10 protein-coding genes and 2 pseudogenes are annotated in these 24,567 nt (G+C 64.1%); 2 read left to right on the top strand and 10 right to left on the bottom strand.

Annotated elements, in window-relative coordinates; translation table 11 throughout:
- Window positions 1–382, top strand: a 382-nt coding sequence (locus WJW29_RS18350) for a transposase (protein ID WP_181689904.1), incomplete at its 5' end; no start/stop codon positions are given.
- Between the two features lie 33 nt (window positions 383–415).
- Here the strand turns inward: WJW29_RS18350 and WJW29_RS18345 are convergent.
- The 6 genes and pseudogenes from WJW29_RS18345 to WJW29_RS18320 all read right to left on the bottom strand — a co-directional run.
- Window positions 416–1,339 (bottom strand): annotated as a pseudogene (locus tag WJW29_RS18345) (TonB-dependent receptor plug domain-containing protein); the annotation flags it as partial.
- Window positions 1,340–1,835: 496 nt separating this feature from the next.
- Window positions 1,836–4,181 (bottom strand): S9 family peptidase, encoded by a 2,346-nt coding sequence (locus tag WJW29_RS18340; RefSeq protein WP_011259647.1) that lies wholly within the window; start codon window positions 4,179–4,181, stop codon window positions 1,836–1,838.
- Window positions 4,182–4,502: 321 nt separating this feature from the next.
- The gene (locus tag WJW29_RS18335; protein ID WP_033013184.1) at window positions 4,503–6,089 is read right to left on the bottom strand and encodes a family 43 glycosylhydrolase; all 1,587 of its coding nucleotides are present in this window, start codon (window positions 6,087–6,089) and stop codon (window positions 4,503–4,505) included.
- A complete protein-coding gene (locus WJW29_RS18330; RefSeq protein WP_011409002.1) occupies window positions 6,086–10,450 on the bottom strand; it encodes an Ig-like domain-containing protein in 4,365 nt (1,454 codons plus the stop codon). Before WJW29_RS18330 ends, WJW29_RS18335 begins: the two co-directional genes overlap by 4 nt.
- Before the next feature lie 238 nt (window positions 10,451–10,688).
- Window positions 10,689–13,505 (bottom strand): TonB-dependent receptor, encoded by a 2,817-nt coding sequence (locus tag WJW29_RS18325; protein WP_041182199.1) that lies wholly within the window; start codon window positions 13,503–13,505, stop codon window positions 10,689–10,691.
- A gap of 521 nt (window positions 13,506–14,026) precedes the next feature.
- On the bottom strand, window positions 14,027–16,384 hold the full coding sequence (locus WJW29_RS18320; RefSeq protein WP_041182200.1) for a hypothetical protein: 2,358 nt from the start codon (window positions 16,382–16,384) through the stop codon (window positions 14,027–14,029).
- 463 nt (window positions 16,385–16,847) lie between these two features.
- Here WJW29_RS18320 and WJW29_RS18315 point away from each other — a divergent pair, with 463 nt between their 5' ends.
- Window positions 16,848–18,419: a S53 family peptidase gene (locus WJW29_RS18315; protein WP_011259652.1), complete on the top strand. Its 1,572-nt coding sequence runs from the start codon at window positions 16,848–16,850 to the stop codon at window positions 18,417–18,419.
- Window positions 18,420–18,625: 206 nt separating this feature from the next.
- On the opposite strand, the gene WJW29_RS18310 is transcribed toward WJW29_RS18315, so the two are convergent.
- The 4 genes and pseudogenes from WJW29_RS18310 to WJW29_RS18295 form a co-directional block, all read right to left on the bottom strand.
- Window positions 18,626–18,922 (bottom strand): hypothetical protein, encoded by a 297-nt coding sequence (locus WJW29_RS18310; RefSeq protein WP_011409006.1) that lies wholly within the window; start codon window positions 18,920–18,922, stop codon window positions 18,626–18,628.
- A pseudogene (locus WJW29_RS18305) lies at window positions 18,919–20,636 on the bottom strand (DUF5597 domain-containing protein). The gene WJW29_RS18310 and the pseudogene WJW29_RS18305 overlap by 4 nt, the downstream one beginning before the upstream one ends.
- Entirely contained in the window at window positions 20,636–22,975 is a 2,340-nt protein-coding gene (locus WJW29_RS18300) for a S9 family peptidase (RefSeq protein ID WP_011259658.1), read from the bottom strand. Before WJW29_RS18300 ends, WJW29_RS18305 begins: the two are co-directional and overlap by 1 nt.
- Window positions 22,965–24,551 (bottom strand): APC family permease, encoded by a 1,587-nt coding sequence (locus WJW29_RS18295; protein ID WP_011259659.1) that lies wholly within the window; start codon window positions 24,549–24,551, stop codon window positions 22,965–22,967. Before WJW29_RS18295 ends, WJW29_RS18300 begins: the two co-directional genes overlap by 11 nt.
- Between the last annotated feature and the right edge of the window lie 16 nt (window positions 24,552–24,567).

The following is a 24,567-nucleotide window of genomic DNA, read 5'->3' as shown; positions in this document are numbered from 1 at the left end:
CAAGCGCATCTATCAGTCGGCCACGGCGGAAGAAGCGGCGGCGGAACTGGAGGCGCTGGACACGCAGTGGGGCGACAAATACCGTGCGGTGGTCCGCTTGTGGCGGGGCAACTGGGACAACATCATCCCGTTCTTGCAGTTCGTGCCGCAGATCCGCAAGGTGATCTACACCACCAATGCCATCGAATCGTTGAACATGGTCATGCGCAAGCTCACCCGCAACCGGCGTATTTTCCCCAACGACGATTCGGCGCTCAAATCGTTGTTTTTGGCCGTGCGCGAGGCATCGAAGAACTGGCGGTCCATCCATCACTGGAAACCGGCTCTGCAAAGCTTCCAGGTGATGTTCGGCGAAGAACGCGTGCCGATGAATGCGCTATGAAAAACCTGCTTACACAGTTGGCTTGACAGACCCGTAGTTGTAGGAGTCCGCGCTGGCGCTGTAACAGTGGAAATCGTTCGGGCCGGCGCGCCCGCTGACCCCGCTGCTGAGGGTGGCGCGCCCGCAGCCATTGGATGGCGCGAGCAGCTGAGATTGATCCGACCCGTCGTTGAAATTGACCGTGCCGGTGGGCGTGGCGGAGGAGCCCTGCTTCACCGGTTGGCCATTGGTCAGCGCGAGCGCATCCTTGGAGTCATGGCGCGCCGCTGCCGACACCGCATCGATGTTGTGATACGACAGGCTGCCGATCAGGCTGCCGCGCTCCCAGGTCTTGCCGGTGGTCAGCGTGAGGTTGCGTCGGTTGCCGTCGCCCTCACTGCTGGTGCCGACGTCGCTGCTGAACTGCACGCCATCGAAGCGCGAGCGCAGGATGAAGTTGACCACGCCGCCGATCGCATAGGAGCCGTAGACCGCAGAGGCGCCATCGCTGAGCACCTCGATGCGTTCGATCATGCTCGAAGGAATGGCATTGACGTCGTTGTAAGCCAGGCGAATGCCGTCAACCAGCACCAGCGTGCGTTTGTCGCCCAGGCCACGCAGCGAGATGGCCGAAGCCCAGGTACCGCCGCCGTTGTTGGTATACGGGTTGGTGGCGTTGCCGGCGATGGATGGCAATTCCTGCAACAAATCGCCCACGGTCGCCTTGCCGGTGGCGGCGATCTGTTGCTGGCTGACGATGACCACAGGGTTGGCAGTTTCGGTATCCACGCGGCGCAAGCGCGAGCCGGTGACCACCACGCTGCCCAGCGTCTGCGTTGCATCGCCACCGGTGGCCTGTTGCGCAGACACCGGCGCTGCCGCACCTGCCGACAGCGCCAGCAACAACGCGGTGGCGAGCCTGCTCGGTAACGGCTGCGTGGTCGTGCCGGTGGTGCGGGAGAACGGCAACATCGGCATGCAGTGCTCCTGCGTGGTATGACAGACAAAACGATGGGCAACACACGCCCGTGCCGGCATACAGCGGCGCAGGTCGACCTAGATGGCGAGGCATGCTGCAGCCAACCACGGGCCGCGGCCGTGGTGCAGACACGCAGACAACCTGCGACACAGGCGACCGAACGGCCGCGCAGCAATGCCTGTTGTCGGAAAGGAAGTGGGTTTCGCACTGGATGCGCCCGTGCGCTCCAGTTTCAGCAGTTGGTCACAATGTGCCTGTGCGTAGACGCTGCGTCTTGTCGCATTTGGCGACAGCGCATGCGGAAAACAGCATGTTTTGCAACTGAACGATCATGCGTTGTGGTGTGACCGCGCTTGCGCCCGCACGCATGCGCACTGCTGTGCGGCGACTGGGGTGCAGATGAAGATGACGAGAACCGGCACGCAGGCCGGGCATCGTGCTCGATGCGTTGCGCATGCGATCAAATCAAAGCACGCGAGCCGCGACGCGCGCGCATCACGGCGACGCTGCGACCGGTGCTGCTGCGGTGCGATTCCACTCCGGCGTTGGCGCTTGCTGCATCCAGCGCAGGAAGAAATCCAGCACACGGCGTTTGCCGTAGACGCCGCCGGCACCGTGATCACCGCCGGGCACGACCAGCAGATCGAAATCCTTGCCGGCCTTGATCAAGCGGTCGGCCACCTGGAAGGTGCTGGCAGGGTCGACATTCATATCCATGTCGCCGGTAACCAGCAACAGATGCCCCTGCAGACGTGCGGCGTGCTCCACGTTCGACGATTCGGCGTACCACGGGCCTACCGGCCAGCCCATCCACTGCTCGTTCCACCAGATCTTGTCCATGCGGTTGTCGTGACAACCGGAATTGGCCACGCCCGCCACATAGAACTCCGGATGAAACAGCAGCGCCCCCAGTGCGTTCTGACCGCCTGCCGAGGTGCCGTACACACCGACACCGCCGTGGATGTCATACCACGGGTAGTGCGCGGCAGCAGCTTTGTGCCAGACGATCCGGTCCGGCAACCCTGCGTCCTTGAGATTGCGCCAGGCCACATCGTGGAAGGCGCGCGATCGGTTGTTGGTGCCCATGCCATCGATGGATGCCACCGCAAAACCCAGCCCGGTGAGCGATGGTGTGGCGGTGCTGAAACTCTTGGGGACGAATGAGCCCTGCGGACCGGCATAGATGTCTTCAATGACGCGGTAGTGCTGCTGCGGATCGAGCTGCAGCGGGCGATAGATGACGCCCCAGATGTCGGTCTTGCCATCGCGCCCGGTGGTATGGAACGGCAGCGGCGCCTGCCACCCTGCCGCCAGCAGGCGGCTCAGGTCGGTGCGCTCCACGGTGCGTGCCAGGCTGCCATCTGCGCTGCGCCGCAGCTCCAGTACCGGGCCCAGATCCACCCGCGAGTACAGGTCCAGCATCCACTTTCCATCCGGCGAATAGCGCACCTCATGATCGGCAGCAACCGGCGTCAGTGCGGTGAGCCCGCTGCCGTCCAGGCCGATGCGATAGGCGTGGCGGTCATAGGGGTCTTCGCCGGGCTGCATGCCGGAGGCAGTGAAGTACACCTGCCCTGCGGCTTCGTCGATGCGATCGAGCTTGCGCACTACCCAGTCGCCACGGGTGATCTGGCGGATCACCTCGCCGCTGCGGCCGTCGTACAGATACAGATGCTCCCAGCCATCGCGCTCGGATGCCCACACGATCTGCGCGCCATCGTCCAGATCCTGGCGTGCGTGCTTACCGCCGTTTTCATGCACGCCACTGAGCTCGGAGTATTCGATAAACGTAGGCGAAGTTTCTTCGATCAGCGTGCGCGCGGCGGCGGTGCGTGCATCGACTTCAATCACCCGGTACAGCTGGTGGCCGCGTGCGTTGTATTCGAAGGTGAGCCCGCGACTGTCCTTCCACCAGACCATCTCGCTCAAGGTGAAGGCATTGGGCAGCAGGGTCATCGCTACCGAATACGCTGCGTGCGTGGCGACGTCGAACAACACCGGCTGCATCACCGGCAACGCATCGCCCGGCTTGGGGTAGACCTGCTGATGCAATTTCGGCTGCACCTGATCGGCCGGCGCCGATTCGATGTAATACACCATGCGCGGCGGTGGCGCCTTGACCCGATACGCCGCCAGATGCTGCGAATCCGGCGACCACACCACGCTGTCGAGCGCGTAGTAATCCTCTGCACTGCCATCATGGCTGAGCACGCTGCGCTCGTTACTTCCGACAGGCGCGATGATCAGATTGGCCCGTTCCACCCAGGCGCGCCAGCGACCATCCGGCGACACGATGGCCTGGCGTTCGCCCTGCTTGAGCGGCAGGCGCATGTCCATCGATTCGGCCGGCACATCGCGTTCGGGCAACTGTGCGCAGCGATCGCGCAGCAGATCGCATTGCCAGCCCAGCTTCGCCAACTGGAAGCTCAGGCGCTGCTGTTTCAGGACGGGCTTCTCCAGCTGCAGGCGCCCTGCATCGACCGCCTTGGCACCGGCTTGCGTCAAGGCTGCGGCCAGCCGCGCGTGATCGAAGGCCAATGTGTTGCGGCCGCTGGCGGCTTCCACCAAGCGGTATTCGATCGCCGGCAGCTGGTTGCTGCGTGCCACTTCACGCCGATACAGAAAATGCCCGGCATCCACCCACACCGGTGCCGTGGGCTGCCGGTCCACCAGCGAGGCGTAATGATCGGACAAACCCATTGCCTGCGCGTACTGCGCTGGCGTGGGCGCTGCCAGCGGCGCTGCAGTCGCTGACAGGAGCGGCATGAGTGCGAGAGACAAGCACCACGCTGCGATGGTGGGTAAGCGCATGGCGGGGATATGTGGCACCTGCGACCTCATGGAAAGTGTGGAACACAGCTTGGCGTTGAGGGACGATGGCCGAGCCCCTGGCTGCAATGGCTGCGGCAGACACACTCGATGCATGTTGCGGCGGGTCGCCAGGCAGCGCTGGTGCGCTGACTATCTGCATCCGGAGCCTCTGCTGGCTATGTGGCGTGAAGCGCATAAGCACGCCTGAACACCCGGTGCGCGTTCGCGAAGCACGTGCGTGCGCGCGTGCGGCATCTGAGCCCCAAAACGTCATATACCGCCAGTGCACTCCGATGCCTACGCGCCCTCAGCAACCGTTCGACTGCCGCAGCTGACGCTTTGGCAGCTGCTTCACGGCGCATCGCAACGCTTGCTGTCGGCGGCAGTGGCATGTGGCACGCGTTGTGGCTGCGGTGCCAACACTTCCCACTCCTGCACCGCCAGCGCAGCGTAGCTGGACGCGTTGCCAGAGGCATCCATCACAACACGCACGCAGCGCGTCGTCACCGGCGCGAACGACACCGCTTCATCGTGATCGATGCGCGTGCCATAGCCATCGCTCGGCTGCACCGGCTGCCATCGCCCAGCGTGCCGGTACTCCAGATGCCAGCGCGCTGGCGGCGCCACGCCGACGTCGGCACCTGCAGGGTGGTCGGCCCAGAACACGATGCGCGTGCGATCCAGGGTGATCGGTTGCGCCCAGCTGTATTGCAGCCATTGCTGCGGTGGATTGTTCTCCGTCCAGCTGCCCCACATCTCCGGCGGCAATGGATTGGCTTTGACGATGCCGTCGTTGAGCGCGGCGATCCAGTACTGCACCGGGATATCGGGCCCATTGGACGCGGTTGCGTAGGCCGACGGCGCTTGATTGCGTTTGGGCGGCACCGGCGGCATGGGGCGCCGCGTCGGCACGACGGTGCGGATGCTGGCCGGTTGAGTGCTGTCGTCCCATTCCAGCCGGTCGATCGCCACGCTGCGGCGGAAATGCCCGCCGCCCTGCGCGTCGGCGGTGTGATACACCAGATACCACTGCCGTTGAAATTCGACGATGCCCGGATGCGAGGTAGTCGAGGACACCGGCGGTAATACGATGCCGCGATACGTCCACGGGCCAAGCGGTGTTGGCGCGCTCGCATAGGCGATGCACGCGTGATACAGCGTGGGCGTGCATGGTGAAAGACGACCGGCGTTGTTAGCCGCGTACGCCAGGTAGTAGGTGCCGTTGCGCTTGAACAGCCAGGGCGCTTCAAAATAGCCATCCAGCGTGTCAACGAGAACAGGCCTTCCCTTGAAGGACACCATGTCGTGCTGCAGCTCCACGCCATACAGCGCGCCGAAGGTGCCCCAATACAGATACACCCTTCCGTCGTCGTCGACCATCACGGTCGGGTCGATGTTCTGAATGTCGTTGCGGCCCGGCACCGACTGTGAGACCACCGGACCTTGCGGGTGTGCATCGGCCCACGGGCCAAGTGGGCTATCGGCCACGGCCACGCCGATCGCGAAAGGATCGGCGTTGGGCGAATCGCGCTGCTGCACTGGCGCATACAGGTAGTAACGCCCATCTGGGCCTTGCACGATCTGGGACGCGTAGGCATGACCCTTGTCTGCCCAGGCAAAGACTTGCTGGGGCCGCAGCACATCGCGGTAGTGGGTCCATTCACCGCTAGCCGGATCGCTGCTGACGAACAGTTGCCAGCCAGGCATGACGAACGCGTTGAGATTGGGAGCAGCGGTATCGCGGCCGGCAATGATGTACAGCTTGCCATCGGCCACCAGTGGCGCGGGGTCGGCGGAATATTCGCTGCCGTCGGCAAGGATGGGATTGCCGGGTGCGTGCAGCTGCGTTCCCTGCGGCGGCTGCACGGCACAGGCCGGAGCGCTGGCCAGCGACAACCCGCAGGCCAGTACGACCACGCGGGAGAACAGACGCATCATGGTGCAGCCGCCTGGATCTGCAATACCAGCGGCACCGAGACTTTCCCGGCGGGTGCACGCCCTTGCGCAGTGCCGGTGAGCTGGATCTCGCCAGGCTGTGCGTAGCGCGCGGCTTCCAGCGTGGGCCATTGCACCGGCAAGCGTTCACGCGAACCGTCGTTGTATTGCACCGTGACAAAACCCGGTAGCGTCGGTGCATGCCCGACCACCGCAGTCACCGTCGGCAATGGCTGCACGGTATTGATCTGCCCGGGCGGCGTTGCGCGTACCCAGATGGTGGCCTTGACGGGAATCGCGCCTTCCACCAAGCCTTGCAGTTCCACCGCCCCTTCGTGGCCCAGGCGGCTGGCGGCCAGATCGGACCACTGCACCGCCACCGGCAGCACGCTGCCATCGGCAAAGAATGCGGTGATCTCCTGTGGCAGCGACGGCGTCTGCCCGGGAGCAGTGCGCAGATCGATCGCCTCCATCTGCTTGGGCAGCTCAGACAGTGCCTGCCATTCGTCTACGCCAATGGCGGCGTGCCCGTCGGACGTGGTCTGAGTCGTTAACACCACGCGCAGTCCGTTGGTCACCACCGGCGCAAAGCTGGCGGTGCTTGCGGCGCCGGTTGCCGCCGCGGCAATCGGGTACCCGCTCTTGCTGACGATGTCCTGCCAACGTCCGTCCTGCAGCATCTGCAACTTCCAGCTGGCAGGCGCGGCCACCCCACCGTTGGGCTGGTCGTTCCACAGATAGAGCGCACTGGACGACAGCCGCACAGGTCGTGGCCACTGATACTGCAACCACACTGTTGCCGGCTGGTCGAGCCCGTAACTGCCCCAGCGCAGGCTGCCACTGGGAAAACTGCCTGCCTTTGGGATAAACCCATCGTTCAAGGCCTGCACGCGGTACTGCATGCCTGTGAGTTGCGCACTGACACTGGCCATGGCCTGCAACGGGATGCTCTGTAGCGGGCGAGAGGCCGGGGCGTTGACCTGCACGTCGGCATGCCCCATCAGCGCCCCGTCGTTGGCAACCAGACGCAAGGTGTACTGCCCGGCACGGGTGAAACGCACCGACGTCTGCAGCGCAGCGGCATCGGCAAACACCGCATCGCCGCCTTCCGGTGCCTGCTGCACACGCCAGTGCACCTGCAGCGAGCCATTGGGCAAGCCGTCATCGCCGACGCGTGCCTGCACCACCACCGCACCATCGGCACCGAGAGTGTCCAACTGCCACGCCTGCACCTGCGGCGGCGTGTTGCCCGCGAACGCCGGCGCCGGCAAGCCGCTGTCGAACACCTGGATTTCCTTGATGCCCGTGCGCGCCGTGCCGGCATGGGTCACCACCACGCGTAGCGCTGCGGTCTGGATTGCGGGAAAGCGCACCCGATTGCGATTGCCTTCAGCCATCGTGGCATCGCGCACCTGCCCGGGAATGGTCTTCCACGCCCCGCTGCCGTCCTGATATTGCACGGCGTAGACCCACGGTGCTGCGTAGCCAGGCTGCGTTCCGGACGGAAAGCCGTTCTGATCGCCGCCCGGCGAGGAGCTGCGATAGAAGTACAGCACCACCTGATCCAGCGTCCGCATGCCGCCCAGGTCCAGTGCGATCCAGTCGCTGGCGGACGGCGAGCCTGCGGTGCCCCAGAACGGCGTACTGGCGGTACTGCCGTCCACCGCAGCCGTTGCTGGCAAACCAGCAGCAGCAAAACTGGCGCTGACACGCGCGCCCTGCGCCAGGTTGCGGCTACGCGCTGGTGGCAGGGTCACATCCACACCGGCCTTGGCCAGGATCTGCGCGATCCGCGTGCCGGCGGCGAACGACACCTGCGTCATCGAGGCCACTGCAGCAGGATGGGCTTGGAGCACTTGCGCGGCACCATTGCGATTGACCGCATCCGGCGCTGGGCTCACCTGCCCGCTGGCCGGGTCGTAGATCACGTGTGCCAGCCGATCCACGCGAAACGCCAAGCGGCCATCCAGATAGACGCTATAGCCCTTGGGGATCCGTCCGCCGTAGTGGCTGCCATCGCGATCCCAGGCGATGCTCAGATTGCGGTCGCGATAGCGCAGATTGTCAGCGGCGAAATGATCCCAGCCGATATCGATAGGATACAGCTCGATCTTGCCGTCGCTGCGCGGGCGAAAGCCCATCGCATCCTCGATCATGGTGAAGTTGGTCGCGCCCAGCTGGGTATGGTGGATCCACGAGCGGTAGCCGATCTTGCCGCCGTTCCTGGCACTGCCCTTGGCCCAGAATTCGTTCTGGTCCGGATAGCGGTTGTCGCCATTGATAAAGGGCGCCCACGCGTTCCAGTACAGCAATTTGCGATAGCTCTGCGCGTTCAAATATGGGCTGGGATAATCGCGCAAGGCCGAGCCCAACAGGCGAAACGCCACGGTTGCATTGATGGTGGAAAAATTATTGCTGCCCACATCGGTGCCGCTGCCGCGCGCCTGCATGTCCACCTGGTTGGCGGTGTAGAACGGAAACAACGGGTATTGCGCTGCGTCGGCGAACAGCCGCAATGCGCGCACATACTTGGGGTCGTAGTCGCTATCGCCGTGCTTGGGCATCAAGCCCACGCTGAAGGGATAGTAGTTGTTGGTTTCCTTCCAATCGACCGCTAGCCGCGGACCGTCGGCCTGGCGATGCTTGAGCAGATCGCCATAGAGCCCGACCGAATCGGGCGTGTCGCTGTGATCCTGCCATAACACCTCAAGCGTGGCCTTGCGGATGCGGCGCGCGGTGGCCTGCATGCGCTGCGCAGTGGCGGTATCGCCTGCGAGCACCGCGGCCTGCGCTGCCGCCTGCGCATTGGCATAGACATAGGCGCTCTCGGTGCGGTCCATGCGGATCTGGCCGTGTTGAGCGGCCCAATCGAACGACACCGCATCGGCGTCGTTACCGGTCATCGCTGCCCAGTCGTATTCGATCAAGCCGTTGTGATTGAGATCGTAGGCGGCCAACACACCATCCACGTCACCGCTGCCATAGCGTGCCAACTTGCCCACCAGCGCCGCCGGCCCCCCGTGGATCTGCATCGACCGCCATGCGGCGGCCGTGATGTATTGCGCGTAGGAATTGGACCAGTTCTCCGGCGAGCCCGGGTTGTCGGTGTACTTGCCGCCGCCCGCGGTTTCGCCCGCGCTGAGCCAGGTGCCATAGGCGTACAGCGGATTGCGCAGGTACTTCAGATCGTCCAGGAACATCCCGGCCGTCAGCACGATGGCATTGTCGTAGCCGAGCACGCCCTCGATGGCGACCGGAAACTGATAGTCGTTGCCGGGGACGTTGGCATCGAGAAAGTTGAAGCGCAGTACCCACCAACGGTAGAACAGGCTCTTGCTGATGTTCTCGTCAGGCGTGTCCAGGTACGGCAGGTTGTCCACCCACCAGTGGTTGTAGCTGGCCACATGCTGCTGGTAGGCCTGCTGCGGCGTTTGCGAGGCAATGCGCGTGTACTCGGCGCGCGCTTCGGGTAACTCGCGGGTCAGCATGCCAAGCTGCAACTTGATTGCCGCGGTTTCGCCGCTGGCGGGAATGTCCACCTCGCGAACCAGGCGTTGCCCCTCGACATGGAATCCATCGCCGGATAAACGCGGAAATACCGTCGTGATGTGGTTGTAGGCGTCGAATGCGCCGGTCAGCTCCTTGCCATCGGCATGCTGGGCAATCGGGGAGACTGCTTGTAGGGATACCGTGTGCGCCCCGCCATCCAGACTGGACAGCACGACACTGGCCACCGCCACGTTCTGTTCGGTGATGTACTTGACCAGCCGCATGCGCACGCCTGCGCCGGCATCTTCGAACACCGTCGTGAAATAACTCGGTGTCTGCCGCCGCTGCAGCGAACGCTCCTTCCATTGAACATGACGCTTGCCCAGCGTGGTGTAGATGTGGAACAACGCGTCGTAATCGGTGGAATGCCAATACGCCACCTGCCCGACGAATCCCGGCGCATCAGGCGCGTGATACGTCAGATACGCAGCGCGACCACGGGTAAACAGCCAGTCGTTGCGATCGTCGAAGCCACCGCCGGTTCCCTCGCGCGCCAGCATGCGGTCGATCCAGAAATCATTGCCCGGCGCCTGACCTGCGCCATGCGCAACATCGGCAGCGTAGATCCGTGCCAGTTGCCCGCCCGGCGCAAACGGCACCGCGCTGTCGGGTATCGGGTGGTCCAGGCCACGGAACAGCGGCTCGCCGATCATCGCGTTGGGCTGGGCGACCGGCGCTTCCTGTGCGACCGCAAGTGACCAGCCAAGCATGATGCATGTCCACAACAGCGCAGCAGCGCCGGTGCGCCGGGTCAAGCGCAACCAGCGCCGGTGCCGGTGCCGAGCCCAAAACGACGTCCAGCGTAACTCCCTCATGCATCCATCCCATTAGCGTGCAAGACAGCGCGATCGATGCGGCGGCTGGCGCGCATCGACGATAGACAACGGCGGTACTGCCCGCTGCATGGCACCCCATGTAACGCAGCGCTACTCACCATAGTTGTTTACGCTGTGAGCACATAGCTCAACACGAAGTAAAGCGACGCAAAGCGAACATCTCCGCGTGCCGTCGACATCCGCACGCCGACTGCTCGCTCTGTTTTGTCAGCCGCGTCTAAAACTCCACTCGCAGGCGGCTCCAGAAATACCGCCCCAGGGTGTCGTAAGTGCTCGCTTCGGTATTGGCCGCATTGGAGTACCTGTAGAACCGTGGTGGCTTACGGTCGCCCAGATTGTCGACACCTACGGCAAGCGTGCTATGCAGCGATGCAATCTTCCGGCTCAGCGAAGCGTCGTGATACACCACCGAGCCGATCCGGAAATAGGCGCAACTGCCATCGGCATTGGTGTCGGCGCAAAAATTCTCATACTGGCTGCCGTTGACGGTACGGCCCAAGTAACGTGTGTTCCAGCTCGCATGCCACGGGCCTTTGTCCCATGCCAGATTGGCGACTGCGCGCCAGCGTGGCATGTTGCCCCAGCTGGAATTTTCGCCAACGTAGTTATGCGCATCGCCCGCAAAGCGATAGCTGGAAAAGAACGTGGCATCCACCTCCGCCGCAAACGCGCCCCAAGCGGTATTGGCCAGCGTGTAATGGATGCCTGCATCGTAGCCGCGAGTATCGACCTTCCCACTGTTGTACGCGAACGGCACCGACACGCGCGTCAGTTGGCCTGCGGTATCGCGTTGAATCAGTGGGCAAAACGCAGATTCACTGCCGTCGAAGCAATCATTGACCACTTGTTGCACGCCGACACCGCTCAGCATGTCGTCCAGCACGACTCGCCAGCTATCCACATTGAGCGATAACCCACGCACCCGATCCGGGTCATAGACCAACCCGACATTGTAGGAGCGGCCACGCTCCGGCTTGAGCTTGAATCCCACATTGTTGGCGCCGGAGGTAACCACATTGAACTGTGCGGTATTGGTGAAGCTGCCATCGTTGGGCACGTTCGCGCAGGCCGGGTTTGGCGCACCGGTGAAGCCCGTACACGGGTCCTGAAAATCGGCGGTAGTGTCGAACACAGTGTTGTAGGGCGAGCCATACAAATCGCCCAACGCCGGCGCACGGAAGACCTGCGAGCCGGTGGCGCGTACCAATAGATTCGCAATCGGCCGCCATTCGATCGCGACTTTGCTGTTGGTGGTGTTGCCCCAAGCGTCGTACGTGGAATACCGCGAGCCGAGATTCAGATTCAAGACCTCAGCAAACGGCACGTCCTTCAGCAGCGGCACCAGCAGTTCTGCATAGGCCTCTCTTACCGCCTCGTCGCGCCCCTGTTTGAGGATGCAGCCGTCGTTGTAGTCGCAATTGCCGTCGGCATCGGCGGCGGCCACATCACTCGTCGTGCCCTGTACGAACTTGTTGGTGCGATACACCAGGCCGACCGCGGCCTGCACCGCGCCGGCTGGCAGTTTAAACAGGTCGCCGTTGGCGCTGATCTCGACAAAACGCATCTGGCTCTTGTCGATCAGATCCACCGCCAGCTGGGTGCCTCGCAATGCGGCGATGGTGGCCGGATCATTGGGATTGAAGACGTTGATCGGCGTGCAGCCGGCAATCACCGCCCCGGGCGCGCCGCACTTGACCACTCCATCGTTGTCCAGGAACGACGCGCCAACCGCATTGTTCAATTTGGATGTCACCGAGAACCCGTTACGTACCAAGGTGTCCTTGTAGTTCGCATAGCCGGCGGCCGCATCCCACTGCCAGCTGCTATCGGCAAGGCGCCCACGCAGGCCGGCAACGATATTGGTCTGGAACATGGTGGAGGTGTAGACGCGGGTATTGGCCTGCGGGGAACGCACATAGTAGGCGTCCAGTTGATCGCCGAACGGGTTGTAGTAGTTGTTCACCGCGTCCTGCATTTCCAGGTCGTAAGCATCCAGCCGCGAGACCGTCTTGCTGCGCGTCCAGAAGACATCCACATAAGCCTGCACCGCCTGGGTCACGTCGAAACTGCCGTGCAGCGAAGCGTTGGTCCGCTGGATTGGGGTAATCAGATACTGCGTGTCGTAGACGTTGTAGCTGTCGGTGGCGCGATTGTAGGGGCGGAAGGCATCTTCGCCGACCGGTCCCGGCGCGACGCCACCCACCGGTGTCAGCACGCGCCCGTCGGTCAGGAAGGCTCGGGTGTTGGCGCCGCGGATCTCGCCGACCTGTCCGTCGAGATATTTCACCGCCTTGGCCGCATAACTGCGGTCGCGATTGAACACCGGGTTCATCGAGTTGCGACTAAGCCCCAGGATCAGACCGCCGCGGTCCCAGGTCTTGCCCCATTCCAGCCCGAGCGTGCGCCGATTGGCATCGCCATGCGAGCTTTGCGCGTAGTCCACGGTGGCAGCAAAACCGTCGTACCTGTCCTTGAGAATGACATTGACCACGCCGCCGATTGCATCGGAGCCGTACACCGACGAGGCGCCGTCGGTGAGCACTTCCACCCGCTCCACCATCGCTGCGGGGATGGCGTTGACGTCCACGCCAGGTGCTGATGCCACGCTGCTGGCAGGCCCCGCCATGCGATGGCCGTTGACAAGCACCAGCGTGCGCTCTGGTCCGAGATTGCGTAGCGACACCAGCGCGCGGCCATGACTGAAGTTGGAATTGAGCGCAGGCCCGGTCTGGAAGCCGGCCATCATCGGCAAGCGCTGCAGCAGTTGCCCCAGCGTGCTCTGCCCGCTGTCTTCGATACGCTGGCGGTCGATCACCACCACCGGACTGGCGGTTTCGGCATCGACGCGGCGCAAATGGGTGCCGGTGACGTTGACCTGATCCAACGTTTGAGTGGCATCGTCTGCGTCATCGCTGCGCTGCTGCGCGGCAGCTGGCATCGCGGTGACTGCCAGCGCGAACATCAGCGCTGTAGCGAGCGTAGTGCTCTGTAAGGCAAGTCGTTGGGCAAGAACAACAGTGCGGCTGGGCGACATCGGAAATCCTTGTGCTGACACAGGGAACGGCCCACCTTCATGCGCAACCGCGCACGGCCAAGCCGCGCCGGAACAGCGGACAGATGGGAGATCGATCACGACAGCGACTGCATCGACCTGTCGGTTCAACGACAGGTGTCGACGAATGCAAGGACGGCAACTGCAACGGCACCGCTCTCCCCTGAGAGCGCATGCCGCAAGATTTTTTTAACGTAACCTAGCATAAATGCGTTACGTTAAAAAAATCTTGCGGCAACACCGCCGCGCCGTCTTGACGAATTTAGTCGAAACGCATGCGGAAAATCGCGTACTTTTGCCTGCTTCCGGGTATGCCTGCATTGCCTGAGCAGTGACACGCCGGTGCGGTCATCCGATGTGTCCTGGTCTCTTGTGAACGAACGCAGCATTGCGGCCGAGCGACGTTGTGGCACTGTGGTGCGCGATGTCTGCAGCACCACAGCGACCGCATCTTGTGCGATGCAGCCGTGCATCAGCGACGCTTGATCATCGTGCAGCGACGCTCACACGTACCACGCCTGCACTTGCACCAACGCAGCAGCGCTTGGCAGGGCGACGCGATCAGCATGCGGGCCCTGCGGTCGCACCGGCTTGCCATCGACCAGCACGCGCTTCAGGCGTGTGCCTGCCGGAGCACGCAGCGTCAGCCAGGTGCGCCTGGGTGCGCGCTCGGGCAACTGCACATCGGCACGGATGCACCGCGCCGCAACGTCGGTGCGCAGCGTCACGGTGACCTTGCCCCAGCGCGTGGGCGCAGCGGTGATGCCCACCGGCGCACCGCTGCCCAGCCATGCGCGCGGTACCGCGCGGGCAAGGAACAACTGCTCGCCCGCGCTGTCGTCGCTGACCAGCATCCAGCGCAGCAGCAGCGGGATGCTCATCTGCGCAGGCATGCAAAACAACGGCATGCCACCGGTGATGCCACTGACTTCGCCGGCGGTCCAGCTGCCGCGCGTGTGCACCTGATAGCGGTGCGCGTAGACGAACAGCAGATATTCTTCGATGCGATCCAGACGCAGCAGTTGTTGCGCATAGCCGTAGGAAATAAAACCGAGCAGGTCGCGGCTACCCGGCTCCGGCGGCGCGATATTGGCGACCACGCCAATGCTGGTGCCGCCATGGCCGCGCACGCAATCGATCACCAGGTGGGCCAGGTCGTCCGGCAACACATCGGCCTGCAGCAGCTCGGCATACGCACGGTGCGGCCATTGCTGTTCGCTGGTCTTTTCCTGCAGCAGCGATTGGCGGAAGGTCAGTTTGGTGCCGGGCAACGGCCCCACATACGGCGGCGAGAGATCGCGACGCACATTGGCACGCAGGCTGGCTTCCAGCCGCGCACGCAGTTGCTTCGCGCGGCGCTGCCACTGGGTGGCCTGGCCAGCATCGCCACCGAGCGTGCTCCATCCCTGTGCAATGTCTTCCCAGCCGCGGATGGTCAACGCGCTGTTGGCGTAATACGGCTTCCACCACAGCGATGGATCGGGAAACAGGCAGGCATCGGATTCGTTCCAGCCGTGCAGCAGGCCATAGCCGTGTGCGGTGCGCGGCAATGCCAGCGCCTGGTCGTGCAAGGCGCACAACACCTGCGCGGTAGCGGTAATCTTGGGCAGCAAGCGACGCAGCCGTGGCGCATCGCCGGTGTAACGCAGATACCGCGCCAGCAACGACAAGGTCAGCCCGAATTGCCCCACTTCCGGCCCACGCATGTTCGGCAGGCCATCGTCCTGCACGAACTCATCGAAGTAATTGTCGAGTACCGCCGCAGCCTGTGCGAAGCGGCCCCACTCCAGATTGGCGTAGAAAGAACTGGTGAAAGTGTCCTGGAAACCGTCGTATTCGTTGCCGTAATAGTCGCGTTCCACCGCGCCGTACTTGGGGTAATCGCCGCCGGGACGTACCACCAGCTCACGCGCGAACGCGAACTGCGCCATGTCGTTCCAGCTGGCATCGGGGAGCTGCGCCTGCACGGTGCCGTCCAGCGCCTGCTGCCAGTACGCCGCGAAATCGATCAACGCCGCGTAGAACTGTTCGGCCGTGGCGGCGCTGCGCGATGGCGCAAATTCGGGGTAGCTGTGCGTGTAGTGCACCGCGACGATGGCGCCGGCCTTGACCTTCATCGTGCGGTGCCAGGTCTGCACCACGAAGCGATCGCGTGCCCGCACATCGGCAAACACCAACACGTCGTACCAGCTGTCCGGCTCGCCCTCGCAGCGCATCACCTTGCGCACCGCCGGCATCCAGCCGCCGAGCACGCCTTCTTCGCGGCGTTTGATCAGCGCCGTTTCGCCAAGTTCGGCAAACGCGTGTTCCGGCCGCGAAGTGCGGCTGCGGCCATTGGGCAGGATCGGCATGGTGTCCAGGCTTTCGCGCGTGCCGACGAAAGTGGTCCAAGGCCAACGGCCGCCGTTGTCCTTGGGGTCGAGCAAGGAAGCCGGCGGCGGCGCCACATCGCGCACCTGCGCCTCATCCGGGTCGCCGTCGCGCAGCAGGCGGTCGGCCAGCAGGTCGGCGTCGGCCATCGCCACCTCGGCCAGCGGCAACCCGAAGTATGGCTTGCCCTCGGCCGGATACGCCGGCTCGGTACGCTTGTCCAGCCGCAGCATGCCGCTGTCGCTCCACACCGTGAGCTGGCCTTGCGCGTCGTCCAGATGCTCGTAGACCGTCCAGTGCTGTTGCAGGTGAGTAAAGCTGCACAGCCTGATGCCGACATGCGCGGCCGAAGGCAGCGGTTCCAGCCGGGGAAGCACTGGCGCAGGCAGCGCCGCTGCTGCGGCAGTTGTGGCCGGCATTGCCAGGACGGCACCCGCACCAACAGCCGCAGTGGCGGCCATACCCTGACGCAAAAAGGTTCTACGGTCCATCGTTGCGCCCTCGAATGATCGTGGCCCATCGTGCGCGCCTTCACGCACCGCGTCTTGTGACAGCGGTCAGACACCCATGCGGAAATCTGCACATCGCTACTGTGCGTGGGCAGCTGAACGGTGTACTCGCGGCGGCCGTGGATGCGCCAGGGCCGGCAGCGCTGCAAGCCACGCGACACCCTGTCGCAGGATCTGAGGCGGAAGCGGGCAATGCTGATCCTGCGGCACCCCACTGCCGTTGGGTGTCATTGACCGGTGGCCCACCAATCGATGCCTCAGCGCTTCGCATTGCAGTCCATCGCACGTGGCACCGGCTGCACCTATCACCCGCACATGGCATTGAATGCAGAAGGCCGTGCGCTGGCAGCGGTGCTTGTTGCAGTGTTCATGCAGCATGCAACGGCTACATTCCGACATGCACCAACCCACCTCGGCTCACTCACCTAAATGGAAGTCTCCCCGCATGCACACAGTCCTCGCTGGCAGTGAGCGCCACACCGTCCCCTCCATCCTGGAGGCCGGCAAACCGCCGCAGGACGAACGCCTGCGTGTCCTGCTCGCGGTGCGGATGCCGGCGTTGAATGCCGCTGCCGATGCACTGCTGCAGCTGCAGCCCAACACGCTACCGGTTGCATTGACGCGCGCGGCGTTCAGCGAACGCTTCGCCGCCAGCGCGGCAGATCTGCAGGCCGTTGCCGATTTTGCCGCCAGCTATGGTCTGGCGGTCGAACATTCGCATGCAGACAGTGGCAACGTCATTCTTGAAGGCACTGTGCAGCAATGCGAGGCCGCGTTCCATGTCTGCCTGCGCGAATACGTGCACGGCACATCGCGCTATCGCGGCCGCACCGGCCCTGTATCGATTCCGCAGGCACTCACCGGTATCGTCACCGCCGTGCTGGGGCTGGACGCGCGCCCGCAGGCGCAGACGCTGCCCAGCGTGCCTGACGCAAGCGCATCCCTGCCGACCGCGACGCCGCCGCCCACGCCGGCATCGCCGGAAGATGGCCCCATCATGCAGTACACGCCACCGCAGCTGGCGCAGTTGTACGGCTTTCCCGAGCACGACGGTCACGGGCAATGCATCGGCATCATCGTGCTGGGCGGCGGCTATGCACGCGAGCAGATGGCCGCCTATTTCGCGCAGCTGCGCATCCCCATGCCGACGCTGGTGGATGTGCTGTTGCCCGGCGCCACCAACACCGTCAGTCACGGTACGGCAAATGCCGATGTCGAAGCGCAGATGGATATCCAGATCGCCGGGGCGCTCGTACCGGGCGCCAAACTGGTGGTGTATTTCGCACCCAACACCGACAACGGCTTTCTGGAAGCGATCAACGCCGCCATCCACGACACCGAGCATGCCCCGGGAATCATCGTGATCAGCTGGGGCTTCACCGAATCGCAATGGACGCCGCAATCGCGCCAGGCCTACGACTGTGCGTTTCAGGCCGCTGCATTGATGGGCATCACCGTGTGCATTGCCGCGGGCGACGACGGCGCCGGCGACGGGCAGCCAGGATTGAATGTCTGCTTTCCCGCATCCAGCCCGTTCGTGCTCGCCTGCGGCGGCACTCGGCTCCAGGTGACGGCGGACAGCGCCAACGAGCAGGCATGGGCGAACGGCGGCGGTGGAGAAAGCAGGTTCTTTGCACGACCAGCCTGGCAGAAGGATCTGCGTCTGACCGATGCACAGCAGCAGTCACGCCAGCTGCGCATGCGTGGTGTTCCCGATGTGGCGGCCAACGCCGATGCGCAGACCGGCTACTACCTGTCGATCAACGGGCAGCCGGCAGTGATGGGCGGCACCAGTGCCGCTGCACCATTATGGGCGGCCCTGCTTGCGCGCATCTACGGCGCAAACCGCATGCAGCCCCATTTCGTGCTGCCGCGCCTGTACGGCCAGCCGGGCGCATTCCGCGACATCGTGGCAGGCGACAACGCCGGCTTCCGCGCCTGTACCGGCTGGGATGCCAATACTGGGTTGGGTGCGCCCGATGGTGCGCGCTTGGCCGAGGTGTTGCGACCCAGCTGAGCGCGGCAAAGGAGAGCGTGCCGGCAGCCATCGCGGCAATCGGCCAGACCCGGGGACCGTCGGGAAAAGCGTGTCCTGCGATGGTGGGTGGGCAAGACCCCTGCAGCAAACCGGCAGAGTGGGGGCGCTGTGCACTGATCGCTTGCGGAACGCGCCATGCATCCAATGCAACAGGTCGAAGACCGTCGTCGTGTAGGCCGAACCGGCTAGGTCAACACGTCCAACAAGCTACCCAGCATCTCGTCGGAGCGACGCAACACATTGGCATTTGCCTGGAAATCGTTGCGTGCCGATACACCTTCGACCAGATCGGTCGCTGGCGCAGACGGGTCGGCACTGACATTCACCACGTTCGCTGCCACGCCGCCATTGGCCTGCGTACTAGCCGCGACAGACTGACGTTGGCTGCCGTCCACCGGCAGACGGGCCACATTACTGGCGGCTACCTGCTGACGCAGCGCGGCGACCTGCATTCCGGAACTTGCGATGCTGCTGATGCTCATGGTGACTCCGGTGTGGCGGTGAGTGGTTTCGAACAAGGCTCAACCCATTGCAGACAACAGGCGGAAGGCGGCAACAACACGATCAGCACGGCGCAGTGAGTACCCACCCGAACCGGCAACACCACAGGCACATTGCCGTCCGCAGGCGCACGCCCGAAGTTGAGCCCGTCATCGGTCTGGTCGCCGTTGAGCTGCTTTTGCACCTGCCAGCGCCCGTCGCCATACCGCCCCTGCTCCACCCGCAACAGTTGTCCATGACGGGTATCGGCCGCGTTGCGGGAAAATTCAATGCGTGCGGCCATGCCGGTCACCAGAAATTCCTCCGGCCCAAGCTGCGCCACCAGTCACCGGCCGGCGTGGTCGTCGTTGCCGGGCAGAATGGGCGGCGCATCGCCCCACATGGGCGCGCCGAACGAGACCTTGGCCTCCCATTCGCCGAAACGCAGCGTGCGCTGCGGCGCGCCGGATTGCTCGGCGACCGCCTGCAGACGGCCGGCGAAGGCGGCCTGCGCCAGAATCCGCTGCATCGGGCCGAGCAGTTTGAAGTTTGCCGCATGGGCCGCACTTGCTGCGCGGTTGGCCTCGCTATCGGGGTTGCCATCCATTCCGAATACCGAAAAGCCGACGCCGCCCTGCCCCAGTACATGAAACAGGGACGGTGCGGTGGCGGCGCCGAAGCCTGTTTCCGACACCCAGGCCGGGTTGTCCGGTCGCGCGTATTGGCCGATGACCTTGGTGTCTTCGTTGTAATCGTTGGTGTCGATGTCGGTGCCGATGAAATCGATCGACGGCGTGGCCGCGCGCAACAGCGCGACCATGTTCACCGTGGTGCCGCCGGACGGATAGTCCATGCCCGGATACCGCTTGCCCTTGTAGCGCAACCAGGTGTTGACGTAGAGCGGCAATGGGTTCACACGCTTGCCGGCGGCGGCCACCTCTGCTCGATGTACGCGGCGGTTGCATGTGCATTGAAGGCTTACGCAGCCTCGGCGCCGAACCCCTGTTGCCAGCTGCCCTGCGGTTTACCCACCGCGCGCGCAATCTCGGCCGGCACCGGTTGTGCGAGCGCCGCCTCGCCGGCCGGGCCGTGGTCGCGCACGGTGCCGACCGCGCCCGGCTCGTTTTCCACCTGCACCAGAATCACGGTGTGGCGGTCGCCATCGACCTTGCACAGATGCTGCATCAACGCAGTGAACGCGCGCGCATCGGCCTGCATGTTGGCTGTGGCGACAACACATCCACCGGCTCGCCGTTGGCGTCGCGCATGCGCGGGTACGTCGCCTCGTTGCGCTTGATCCATTCCGGCACGTCATGCATCTGGCCGTTCTTCCAGCTGCCGAACCACAGCAAGGCCGCGCCTGCGGGCCCCGGCAATCAGCACGTCCACGTTCGTGGTGTCGAAGCGCCCCTGTTCCGGCTCGAATTGCGCTCAATACACCGGTGCTTCCAGCGTATTGGCATGCAGAGCCACCACGTCGTCGAGGGCTTGCGGCAACACCGCTGGCCATGCGCTGGAGTTGTGCAGTTGCGCGGCCAAGCTGGTGCACGGCGCACCATCGACGAAGACCGCATGGCGCCCGTTCTGGGTGACGACGCATGGCAGTTCTTCTGCGATGGCAAGCAGCGGCATGTTGCCCGACAGCAGCGCGACGAACCACAAAAAGCCGGCAACCCGGCCGCGCCGTTGTGGCTTGAATCGAGCAAACAAACGCATCATTGCGCCTCCGACGGCAGGGAATTCCAGTGCGGCGTGGGCTCGTTGCGCAGATGGCGCACGAAGAAGTCGTACTGGCGGCGTTGCACGTAATCGATCGGCCCGCTGGAGCGGCCCACCGTATGCTCGCCACCTGGCACATTGAGCAGATCGAACTCCTTGCCGGCCTTGATCAAGGCATCGACCACCTGCGCGGTGGACGCTGGATCCACATTGCTGTCCTGCTCGCCGACAATCAGCAGCAGGTCGCCTTGCAGCTTGCTCGCATTGACCACGCCGGACGCCTCCACGTAGCTCGCGTCCACCGGCCAGCCCATCCACTGCTCGTTCCAGCTGATCTTGTCCATGCGGTTGTCGTAGCACCCCACAAACGCCACGCCCACCTTGTAGAACTCCGGATGACGTTCGAGCGCTCCCAGCGTGCTCTGCCCCCCCGCCGACGCACCATAGATGCCCACGCGGCTGATGTCGTAAGACGGATCCTTGGCCGCCAGTGCACGATGCCAGGCGATGCGATCGGCAAAGCCGGAATCGCCCAGGTTCTTCCACGCAACATCGTGAAACGCCTTGGAGCGATTGGCGGTGCCCATGCCGTCGATCATCACCACGATGAAACCCAGATCGGCCTGCGCCTGCATGCCGATCTGCTTGTCGCCACCGGAGTGATAACCGAACGGCCAGAACGTCTTGGGCACGAAGGCATCGTGCGGCCCGGCGTAGATGTTTTCGATCACCGGGTAGCGTTTGCGCGGGTCGTAATCGCGCGGGCGTACCACCATGCCCCAGATGTCGGTGCTGCCGTCGCGACCCTTGGCCATGAAGGTCTCCGGCGCACGCCAGCCGGCGGCCTGCAGCTTGTCGATGTTGCCGCGCTCCACGGTGTGCAGCAGTTGCCCGTCGATGGCGTGCAGCTCCATCACCGGCGGCAGATCCGGACGCGAATAGACATCGACGTAATGCTGGCCGTCATCGGCAATCGCTACATCATGGTCGGCATCGGTGTGGGTCAGGCGCACCAACCGGCGGCCATCGAAATCCACGCTGTACAGCTGCCGATAGTACGGGTCTTTACCCGCATCCATCCCGCTGGCGGTGAACCAGATGCGGCGCTGCATATCGTCCACGCGCAGTACATCGCGTACCACCCACGGCCCGCGGGTGAGCTGGCGTTTCAGCTGGCCGTTACGCCCATCGAACAGATACAGGTGCCGCCAGCCATCGCGTTCGGAAATCCACAGCACCTCATCGCCGCGCCCATCCACGTCGTGGCGAAAACTGCGGTCGGCATAGACGAACGTGCGGGCGTCTTCGCCAACTGCCACATGCGCGCGCCCGCTGCGGGCATCCACCGCAATCACGCGCATACGCTGGAAGCCGCGTTGCACGTACTCGAACGCCACACTGCGCCCATCGCTGCGCCACTGCAGCGGCGACAGCGAATACGGGTTGTCGAACATGTCCGTTTCCACATCGCGCCGTGTGCCGTCCAGCGCGAACAGCACTGGCCGCTCCACATCCACCGCATCGCCTGGCTTGGGATATAGCTGGGTGTGCACCACCGGTTGTCCGCCACCGGCCGGTGCGGCCTCCACGCGGGTGACACGGCGGGCCAGCCCGGGGCGCACGCGATAGACCGCCAGCTGCTGCGAATCCGGCGACCAGGCAACACTCTCCAGGTCGAAATAATCATCGGCACGGCCGTCGCTACTGAGCCGGGTTACCTGCCCATCGGCGACACGGCGCAGCATCAGGTTCCAACCATCGGCCAGCACCTCCCACCTGGCATCCGGCGAGCGAGACGGCGTGGTGTCGGCCGGCACCAGCGGGTCGCGCACCACGCCGAAACCGCGTGGACGTGACTGCGCCTGCGGCCGTGCATCGGGCGCGCAGTGGTAAGTGGTCAGCGTGCAGCGCCAGGCCGCATCGTACAGTGCAAAGATAATCGCACCGTCGCTGCGTTCGCCCTCTTTTGAAAAGAAAAACCGCTCGAACGGCAGCCGCAGCGGCGCATAGGTCTTACCGGTTGCTGCACTCAGGCCCTGTGCCACCCGTGCCTGATCGAAGGCCGGCTGCTTCTGCAGCGTGGCCACATCGGCACTGACGAATACGAAGCCGCCCGGCACTGTCTTGCGGTAATAGAACCTGCCGTCGTCCTGCCACTGCGCCGGCCAGGCGACATTCTCTGTCAGCGTGATCCACTGTTCGCGGAGGCCCAGCGAGCGTTGGTAATCGGCAACGCTAGGCGCAGCCTGTGCCACACCCGACCACACCACGATGCACGCAACCAGCGCACGCCACCGGCACAACGCAGATGCGCTGCGGCGCGCATCACTCACCATCGTCTTCCTCCAGCGCCAGCTCGTCGCTGCGCAACCCGCTGCGCGCGCCCCAGTGGTAAATGAAGAACGCAATCGCTGCCACGCTCAGCGTATCGAACGGGTACGCGATCCAGCCGTGTCCGCCAAACGTGCCGGCCCACGACACCAGCATCACCAGCACGAAGAACACGATCAGCCACAACGACGCGCACACCTGCCGCAACAATCGGGTGCGCCCCTCACGCGAGGGCAAGCGATACAGCACGTACAGCGCGAATGCGAGCACCTGCAAGCCGAGCAGCCACGACAAGGTCGGCCAGGTGGACCAATACACGATCAACGCCGCCACCATGAACGACAGCGGCCCCAACACCGTCAGGCCGCGCACGAAAAATGGCCGTGGCAACGCCGGCGCACTGCGGCGCAACGCCGCCACCGCGACCGGCGCCACCGCGTAGCTCAGCACCAAGGCGGCCGACACCACGCCGATCAGCGTTTCCCACGAAGGGAACGGCAGCGTCCAGAAGATCGACAAGCCCAGGCTCAACCACAACGCAGGACGCGGGATGCCCGACACCGGGTGCACCCGCGTCAAGCCCGGCAAAAACCCACCGCTCCGCGCCCAGCCGTACACCACGCGCGGCGTGGCATTCATGTAGATATTGCCGGTGCCGCTGGGCGAGACCACCGCATCGCAGATCACCAGCGTGGCCAGCCACGCCATGCCCAAGGCCAAGGCGATGTCGTGGTACGGCAGCGAGAAGGCCTTGTCGATGCCAGTCCAACCTTGTGCGATTTGCCCGGCAGGAATGCTGCCCAGAAACGCCAGCTGCAGCAGCACGTAAATCACCGTTGACAGCGCCACCGACAGGATCAGCGCAATGGGAATATTGCGCTGTGGATCGCGTACTTCGCTGGCCACCGACACGATCGGGGTCAGCCCCAGGTACGCGAAGATGATGCCGCCGGCCGAGATCGCCGCTTCCACGCCGGCCATGCCCGAGGGTGCGACCCCATGCACGGTGAGATTATCTGCATTGAAATGCCGCATCAGCAGTACGATCACCAGGATAGGCACCAAAAACTTGAAGATGCTGACGATGTTGTTCGCCAACGCGAACGTCTTGACGCTGAAATAGTTGAGCAGGAAAAACAGCACCAGCAAGGCCAACTGCACCAGCCAGCCCCACACGCTGGGGTGCGTACTATTTGCTTGACTCAACGACGGGAACCACGCTGCTGCGTATTGCCGCGCCGCTTCCACTTCGATCGCAATCAAGCTGGAAAACGCGATCAGCGTGATGAAGCCGGTCAGCGCGCCGAGCAAGGCGCCATGCGAATACTCCGGGTAGCGCACCACCCCGCCCGCACGCGGTAACGCCGCACCGAGTTCGCAATACACCAGCCCGAGCAGCAGCACCGCGATGCCGCCGAGGATCCAGGACACGATGCCGGCCGGCCCTGCAATCGAGGACACGTGGCTGGCCGAAAACAACCACCCGGAGCCGAAGATCGAACCCAGCCCGATAAAGGTCAGGTCGGTCAGACTCAGCCGCTTGTGGAACTTGCCTTGCGTGGTTGCAGCGTGTGTGGTCATCCGTCGCCCCGAAGAG

It is taken from the genome of Xanthomonas sp. JL1 (assembly GCF_038405005.1).
This window is presented reverse-complemented; position numbering and strand designations above follow the sequence as displayed.